A 7,517-nucleotide genomic window follows, 5' to 3' on the forward strand; every position below is an offset into this window, starting at 1 on the left:
CGGCCCTTGGGCCGCCCTGAACGGAAGTGTCCTCCCGCATGAGTTGGCTCAGCAAGTTGATGCCGTCCGGCATCCGCACCGACAACACCCCCAGCAAGAAGCGCAGTGTCCCCGAGGGCCTGTGGGAAAAGTGCAGCAACTGCGGCAGCGCGTTGTACCGTCCGGAACTGGAAGAGAACCTGGAGGTCTGCCCGAAGTGCGGCCACCACATGGCGATCCGCGCACGTGCGCGCCTGGCCGCCCTGTTCGACGCCGACAGCACCACCGAGATCGGTGCGCGCCTGGGCCCGACCGACCTGCTCAAGTTCAAGGACCAGAAGAAGTACAGCGAGCGCATCAAGATCGCGCAGAAGAACACCGGCGAATATGACGCGCTGATCGCCATGCGCGGTCTGCTCAAGGGCCGTGCACTGGTGGCCTCGTCCTTCGACTTCGCCTTCATGGGTGGCTCGATGGGCTCGGTGGTGGGTGAGCGTTTCGCGCTGGCCGCCGAAACCGCGGTCGAGATCGGCGCCCCGTACGTGTGCTTCTCGCAGAGTGGCGGTGCGCGCATGCAGGAAGGCCTGTTCTCGCTGATGCAGATGGCCAAGACCTCGGCCGCGCTGGGCAAGCTGCGTGAAGCGGGCCTGCCGTACATCTCGGTGCTGACCCACCCGACCACCGGTGGTGTGTCGGCCTCGTTCGCGATGCTGGGCGACATCAACATCGCCGAACCGCAGGCGCTGATCGGCTTCGCCGGCCCGCGCGTGATCGAGCAGACCGTGCGCGAGAAGCTGCCGGAAGGCTTCCAGCGCTCGGAGTTCCTGTTGGAGCACGGTGCCATCGACCAGATCTGCGACCGCCGCGAAATGCGCGACCGCCTGTCCGATCTGCTGGGAATGCTGGGCCGTCAGCCGGCGCCGGAGGTGGCTTGATGGGAGGCCGCAAGTACTTCGGTACTGATGGCATCCGTGGGCGGGTCGGCCAGGGCGTGATCTCGGCCGACTTCGTGCTGCGCCTGGGCAATGCCCTGGGCCGTGTCCTGGTTGCCCAGCGCGGCCAGGACGGGCGCCGGCCGATCGTGGTGATCGGCAAGGACACCCGCATTTCCGGTTACATGTTCGAAGCGGCACTGGAAGCCGGCCTGGTCGCCGCCGGCGCCGACGTACAGCTGCTGGGGCCGATGCCGACCCCGGCGGTGGCGTTCCTGACCCGCACGCTGGGCGTGGACGCCGGCATCGTCATCAGCGCCTCGCACAACCCGCATTACGACAACGGCATCAAGTTCTTCTCGGCCCAGGGCGAGAAGCTCGACGATGCCACCGAACTTGCCCTGGAAGCGGCGCTGGACGTTCCGTTCACCACCGCCGAATCGGAGAAGCTGGGCAAGGCATCGCGTGCGCGTGAAGCGGTCGGCCGCTACATCGAGTTCTGCAAGGCCAGCGTGCCGCGCGCGTTCGACCTGCGTGGCGTGCGCCTGGTGCTGGATTGCGCACACGGCGCCACCTACCAGATCGCACCGCTGCTGTTCCGCGAACTGGGGGCCGAGGTGATCGGCATCGGTGCCGAGCCCAACGGCGTCAACATCAACGCCGGTGTGGGTTCCACCCATATCGACAACCTGGCGGCCAAAGTCCGCGAGACCCGTGCCGATCTCGGCATCGCGTTCGATGGTGATGGCGACCGTGTGCTGATGGCCGACGACCAGGGCAACCCGGTCGACGGTGACGACCTGCTGTACATCCTGGCCCGCGCCTGGAAGGACGAAGGCCGCCTGCGCGGCCCGGTGGTCGGAACGCTGATGAGCAACTACGGCGTGGAGAAAGCTTTCGCCGATCTGCAGATCCCGTTCGTGCGCAGCAACGTTGGTGACCGCTACGTGCACCAGGCATTGGTCGAAGGCGGCGGTGTACTCGGTGGGGAAGCGTCGGGCCATCTGCTGTGCCTGGACCGGGCCACCACCGGTGATGGCATCGTCAGCGCTCTGCAGGTGCTGGTCGCGCTGCGCAACAGTGGGCAGACCCTGCGCCAGGCACTGAAGGGCCTGGTGCGGGTGCCGCAGAAGACCGTCAACGTGCGTCTGGGCAATGTCTCGGCCAAGGCCACGGTGCAGTCTGAAAGCGTGCAGTCCGCGCTGGCTGTGGCGCAGCAGGCCGTAGCCGGCCGTGGCCGCGCGTTCCTGCGGCCGTCCGGTACCGAGCCGGTGGTTCGGGTCACCGTGGAAGCCGATGACGCTACGCTGATGCAGCAGACGCTGGACCGCTTGTCCGCTGCGGTGCGTGAAGCCGCCAGCTGAGGCGACTGCGCATCCGTACAAAGAAAGCGCCCCGGAATTCCGGGGCGTTTTCTTTTGCGGCGGCCCGGGTGGATGGCGTGTTCAGGGCCCCGGCACCATCTTCTTCTGGCGTGCCTTGAACCCATTGAACAGCGGCGCGATCAGCGGGTTGTAACTCAGGCGGATGCGCTTGCGCAGCCAGTTGGCCGGGCGGTTGCGGATCGCGAAACGATAGATGCGTTCCGGGTCGCCACCGATCACGTTGCGGCCGAACGGGTGGGTGGTGTGCAGGTAGCGGAAGCCCTGCTCGCGCGCCACTTCGATGTGATCCTGGTCGAAATCACCGTACGGCCAGCACAAGGTATCGGACACGTCGCCAAGCTTGTCCTGCAGGACTTCGCGCGAGATCGCCAGATCCCGGCTCAGGCCTGCACGGCGCTGCGCACGGTCCAGATCGTCACGGCGCAACCAGCGGGTGTGGGTATGGGTGTGGCAATGCACTTCGAAGGTGCCGGCGGCGATGGCTGCACGTGCTTCGCTCCAGCGCATCATCACGTCGTCACTGCGGTCCTGCTTGTAGATCGCCGCTTCGCAGCCGCGATGGTCCGGCGTCGAAGGCAGCGTCGCTCCGGCAATGCCGGCATGCGGACGTTCCGGGCCTTCGCCCATCCAGCCGGTGACCACGAACACCACGGCATGCATGCCGTACTTCTGCAGGATCGGATGGGCATACACCCAGTTGTCCAGGTAGCCATCGTCGAAGGTGATGACGATCGACTTGCGCGGCACCGGCTTGCCGGCCAGGAAGCCGGCGTACTGGTCCAGCGTCAGTGAGGTCCAGCCATTGCCTGCCAGCCACGCGATCTGGCTTTCGAAGTTTTCCGGCGACACGGTGATCATGCCCGGCGAAGGGCTGACATGGTGGTGCATCAGCACCGGAACGGTTCGCGCATCAGCCATGTCCCAGCTCCTTCAGCCACTGGTGGTAGTAGTGTTCGGTGGCTTCACCGTGGCCGTCCGGCGTGAAGCGGTGTGCGCCGTGCATCCAGTCCCAGCCAGCGCGGCCCATCTGCCGCCGCCGTTCCGGGTCGTCCACCAGCAGGCGCAAGGCACCTGTCAGGGCGGCATTGTCTCCCAAACGGGTGAGGATCGCATTGCTGCCATCGACCACCATCTCCGGCACGCCACCCACCCGCGTGGCTACGATCGGTACGCCCACATAAGCCGCTTCCAGGAACACGGTGCCGGCCGCTTCCTTGTGCGAGGCCAGCGCGAAGATGTCGAAGCCGGCCATCAGCCGGCAGGCTCCATCGCGGTAGCCGAGCAGGTGCACCTGGCGCTGCAGGCCGTGCTCGGCGCACATCGCCTGCAGTCGTTCCGTCACGGCCTGGCCATCACCGACGATCACCAGGTGCAGGTCCGGGTTGGCCTTGCACAACGGGATCATCGCCTGCAGCAGGTCGGCATGGCCCTTGGGCTCGCGCAGTACCGCCACGCAGCCGACCACGATGTCCTGTTCGCCGAAACCGAGCTCGGCACGCACCTGCGCGCGCGCGTCCTGCAGGCACTGCCAGGGATCGGCCTTGCGGATCTCGCTCCAGCGCGGCGGAACCGCGATCGGCGGCACGATGCCGATGCGCTCGGCCGGAATGCCGCGGTCGGCCAGCAGTTGCTTGACGAAACTGCTGACGGTCAAAACCCGGTGCGGAAGCCCGGTATAGGTCAGCAGCGAATTGACCGGGCTCATCAGGTGGCGCGAGCGCACCACCAGCGGCGTGCCGCCCAGGCGTGCACCGGCGGCGGCGATCAGCGCATCGCGGCGGCTGGTGGTGTTGACCACGTCGTAGCGTTCGCGACGCACCAGTCGCGATACCGACCACACGCCGCGCAGCAGGCGCGCCAGGCCTCCCATGCGCAGCGTATGCACGGTGAAACCGTCGTCGCGTGCCAGTGTGGCCAGGCGCGCATCGGGCTGGCACAGCAACGACACTTCATGGCCACGCGCGCGCATCACCTGCATGTGCCGGAAGATGTAGATCTCCTGCCCGCCCATTCCCTTGGCGGCTTCGGTATGCAGGATGCGCAGCGGACGGTTCATGCAGGATCGGTCCTTGAAGTTCAGCGGTTGCGGAAGCGGGTCAGCGCTTCCCATGCGGAGCGGATGGCGGCGGCGTCCGGCGCCTGCTGCGGCAGCGGACGGTAGTGCCGGTCGAGCGCGGTGGCGTTGCCGAACTTGTCGAACACGTAGATGGCATCGCCATGACGTACCGCGCGCTGCGACCAGCTCTCCACCACCAGCGCACGTTCGCTGGTGGTGGGCGCGGCCAGCAGGTCCTGGCCAGTACTGAAGTCGCTCAGTGCGTTCTCGCAGCCCAGTGCGTGGCGCATCAACGTCGGCACCCAGTCCTCATGCGAACTGGTGCGCATCTCATGGCCGCTGGCCTGGCCTGGCCAGTGCAGCACGAACGGCACCTGCAGCTGGTAGTCGGAGAAGTTGCCGTTGTGGCCCCAGTAGTTCAGCTTGAGGTCGTTGAACTCTTCGGCATGGTCACCGGTGACCAGCACGATGGTGTTCTCGGCCAAGCCTTGTGCGCGAAGGTCGTCCAGCAGCGAGCCGATCAGGCTGTCGGCGTAGTGCACGGCGGTGCGGTAGCGGTTGAGCTCCGGCGTCGGGTCGTGGTCCGGGCCGAAGGACAGGAAGTCGATCTCCTTGGCCATCGGCGTGGCCACCGGCGGGTAGCTGGCGGGCAGGTGGTAGCCGGCGTGGGTGGAGTCGAGGAACACGAAGCCGAACCACGGGTGCTGCGCGGCCTGGCTGGTGCGGATGTCGTTCTGCAGCGCGGTGACGATGGCTGCGTCACGCTTGTCGGGCGTCAGGGCGGAGGGGCCCTGGTGCAGCTGGTCGCGTACGTCGGCGAAGGCGGTGCGGTCGAACTCCGGGCTGTACAGCGGCGCGCTGCCGTACAGGTGCAGGTCGTAGCCCTGCTGGCCCAGCACCTGGAACAGCTGCGAGCCGCGCTGTTCGTCCAGCATGCTCTGCCAGTAGCCGCCGGGCAGGCCGTAGAGCAGGCCGAACAGGCCGTAGCGGGTGGCATTGCCGGTGCTGAAATGCTGGTCGTACACGCGCGAAGCCTGTGCCAGTGCCGTCGTATTGGGCATCAGCTGCGGCGTCATGGCGTCCTGGCGCAGCGACTCCAGCACCACCATCAGCACATTCGGCCGATGCGGGTTCTGGCAGCGCAGGGGCTGCAGCGGATACAGCAGCTGCGCATGGCGCGGGTCAGGCAGGCCGGCCTGCTGTTCGCTGACAACGCCCAGTTTGCGCATGAAGCTCTTGGCGGTGATCGGCTGCGCCCAGGGCAGGTAGTTCCACTGCGCGATGACGTCGCGGTCGCCGCGGGCATCGTAGTAGGCGGTGGCGACCTGGCCCCCCCCCATCAGCAGAGCGACCACCGCCCAGGCCTGCAGGACCCGGCGGCGGCGGGGCAGGGCGGGCAACAGCTTCCAGCATGCCCAGGCCAGCAGGCCTTCGGCGGCGAAGATGGCGGCGACCAGCAGTCCGGCCTGCAGCCAGGTTTTCCAGGACAACGCGACCTGGTCCTGCAGCGCGCCGCCGGACACCATGTTCACCACCATGGCATTGAGGTGGAACCGATACAGAGTGAAAACCTTCGCATCAACCAGCAGCAGGCACAGCCACAGGCCCTGCAGCAGCACGGCGCTGATGCTCAGCGTGCGCGCGCTGCGCGGCCACAGGCCCAGCAGCAGCGGCAGCAGGCCTGCGAGGGCACCGAAGGCGAGCAGATGCCCCGGCAGAGCGACCGACAGGTAAACCAGGCCGATTGCGCCACCTGGGTTGTCGGCCAGCGGTACGTTGCCGAGCGTGATCGCCATCGCCAGCAGCGCGTTGCCGGCCACGAACAGCGACCACCAGGCCAATCGGCGCCAGTGACGTGCCGGGCCAGAGGGCAGGGAGGTGTTGGCAGAAGGAGCAGCAGGGCGCATGAAGGACGGAGGCGGCAGGTGGAGCAGGGGCGGGAGTCCCGGTTGTGACGGAATCGTTAATCCGCGCGCGGGTTGCGCATTGTATCGGTTTGTTTCTTCGTATCGAGTGGCGTCCCCCGGGCGATCTGTCACAATGTTCAGGTGGGCCATGAATGCGCTGGCCCTTCCAGACCCAACGACAAGCCAGGAACCGCTGTGAGCCAGATCCCCACCCTCGACATCACCCGTTTCGACAGCGACCGCGAGGCCTTCGTGGCCGAGCTGGGCGCGGCCTACCGCCAATGGGGATTCGCGGGCATCCGCAACCACGGCATCCCGCAGGCCGACATCGACGCGGCCTACGATGCCTTCAAGGCCTTCTTCGCCCTGCCGGAGGAGGTCAAGCGCAAGTACCACGTGGCCGGCAGTGGCGGCGCCCGCGGCTACACCCCGTTCGGCGTGGAGACCGCCAAGGGCTCCAAGCATTTCGACCTGAAGGAGTTCTGGCACATCGGTCGCGAGATCGCCGACGACTCCAAGTACCGCGACGTGATGGCGCCGAACCTGTGGCCGACCGAGGTCGAGGGCTTCCGCGAGCGCGGTTACGGCCTGTACCAGGCGCTGGACAATCTGGGTTCGCGCGTACTGTCGGCGCTGGCCCTGCACATCGGCCTGCCGGAAGACTTCTTCGCCGACAAGACCAACTTCGGCAACTCGATCCTGCGCCCGATCCACTACCCGCCGATCACCACCGACGACATCCCGAACGTGCGCGCCGGCGCGCATGGCGACATCAACTTCATTACCCTGCTGGTCGGCGCCAGCGCCGCGGGCCTGGAAGTGCAGTCGCACGAGGGCGAGTGGGTGCCGTTCACCTCGGACGCGGACACCATCGTGGTCAACATCGGCGACATGCTGCAGCGCCTGACCAACCACGTGTATCCGTCGACCATCCACCGCGTGGTCAACCCCCCGGGTGAGCTGGCGCGCCAGCCGCGCTACTCGGTGCCGTTCTTCCTGCATCCGAACCCGGACTATCTGATCGACGTGCTGCCGTCCTGCATCACCCCGGAGAACCCGAGCCGGTACCCGGAGGCGATCACCGCCCATGGCTTCCTCGAGGAACGCCTGCGCGAGATCAAGCTGAAGTAATGAGAAGTGAGGCCGCCGAAAGGCGGCCTTTTTCTTTAGCAGGGCTGCGCCCCGCACCCGCAGAGGCCAAAGCCAAAGCCAAGGCCAATGCGGCTCTGGGTTTCTGCTGGTTGGGCGGGGCGGTGTG

The 7,517-nt window shown here is 66.9% G+C and carries 6 protein-coding genes; 3 read left to right on the plus strand and 3 right to left on the minus strand.

What is annotated here, in order from left to right:
• The first annotated feature begins 38 nt into the window (after positions 1 to 38).
• Together accD and glmM are read left to right on the plus strand one after the other, a co-directional pair.
• Positions 39 to 914 (plus strand): acetyl-CoA carboxylase, carboxyltransferase subunit beta, encoded by an 876-nt coding sequence (gene accD, locus QRO95_RS17660; RefSeq protein ID WP_285303115.1) that lies wholly within the window; start codon positions 39 to 41, stop codon positions 912 to 914.
• Positions 914 to 2,275, plus strand: coding sequence for a phosphoglucosamine mutase (gene glmM / locus QRO95_RS17665; RefSeq protein WP_032128253.1), 1,362 nt, complete (start codon positions 914 to 916; stop codon positions 2,273 to 2,275). Before accD ends, glmM begins: the two co-directional genes overlap by 1 nt.
• A gap of 81 nt (positions 2,276 to 2,356) precedes the next feature.
• Here glmM and QRO95_RS17670 read toward each other — a convergent pair whose 3' ends face one another.
• From QRO95_RS17670 to QRO95_RS17680, 3 genes are read right to left on the minus strand one after another with little or no spacing between them, the layout of a single operon-like run.
• The gene (locus tag QRO95_RS17670) at positions 2,357 to 3,214 is read right to left on the minus strand and encodes a polysaccharide deacetylase family protein (protein WP_121504567.1); all 858 of its coding nucleotides are present in this window, start codon (positions 3,212 to 3,214) and stop codon (positions 2,357 to 2,359) included.
• Complete coding sequence (locus tag QRO95_RS17675; protein WP_032128255.1) at positions 3,207 to 4,352, minus strand: glycosyltransferase family 4 protein; 1,146 nt, start codon at positions 4,350 to 4,352, stop codon at positions 3,207 to 3,209. The genes QRO95_RS17670 and QRO95_RS17675 overlap by 8 nt, the downstream gene beginning before the upstream one ends.
• Positions 4,353 to 4,372: 20 nt before the next feature.
• A complete protein-coding gene (locus tag QRO95_RS17680) occupies positions 4,373 to 6,259 on the minus strand; it encodes a DUF3413 domain-containing protein (RefSeq protein ID WP_285303116.1) in 1,887 nt (628 codons plus the stop codon).
• A 195-nt stretch (positions 6,260 to 6,454) separates the two neighbouring features.
• On the opposite strand from QRO95_RS17680, the gene QRO95_RS17685 reads away from it, so the two are divergent.
• The gene (locus QRO95_RS17685; protein WP_032128257.1) at positions 6,455 to 7,390 is read left to right on the plus strand and encodes an isopenicillin N synthase family oxygenase; all 936 of its coding nucleotides are present in this window, start codon (positions 6,455 to 6,457) and stop codon (positions 7,388 to 7,390) included.
• The last annotated feature ends 127 nt before the right edge of the window (positions 7,391 to 7,517 follow it).

It is taken from the genome of Stenotrophomonas maltophilia group sp. Smal13 (assembly GCF_030236855.1).
Classification (GTDB): Bacteria; Pseudomonadota; Gammaproteobacteria; order Xanthomonadales; family Xanthomonadaceae; genus Stenotrophomonas; species Stenotrophomonas maltophilia_A.

What these genes read in the sequence shown, in the direction of transcription:
- QRO95_RS17670 (WP_121504567.1), bottom strand. Translation starts at nt 3,214, where the DNA reads ATGGCTGATGCGCGAACCGTTCCGGTGCTGATGCACCACCATGTCAGC.
- accD (WP_285303115.1), top strand. Translation starts at nt 39, where the DNA reads ATGAGTTGGCTCAGCAAGTTGATGCCGTCCGGCATCCGCACCGACAAC.
- QRO95_RS17680 (WP_285303116.1), bottom strand. Translation starts at nt 6,259, where the DNA reads ATGCGCCCTGCTGCTCCTTCTGCCAACACCTCCCTGCCCTCTGGCCCG.
- glmM (WP_032128253.1), top strand. Translation starts at nt 914, where the DNA reads ATGGGAGGCCGCAAGTACTTCGGTACTGATGGCATCCGTGGGCGGGTC.
- QRO95_RS17675 (WP_032128255.1), bottom strand. Translation starts at nt 4,352, where the DNA reads ATGAACCGTCCGCTGCGCATCCTGCATACCGAAGCCGCCAAGGGAATG.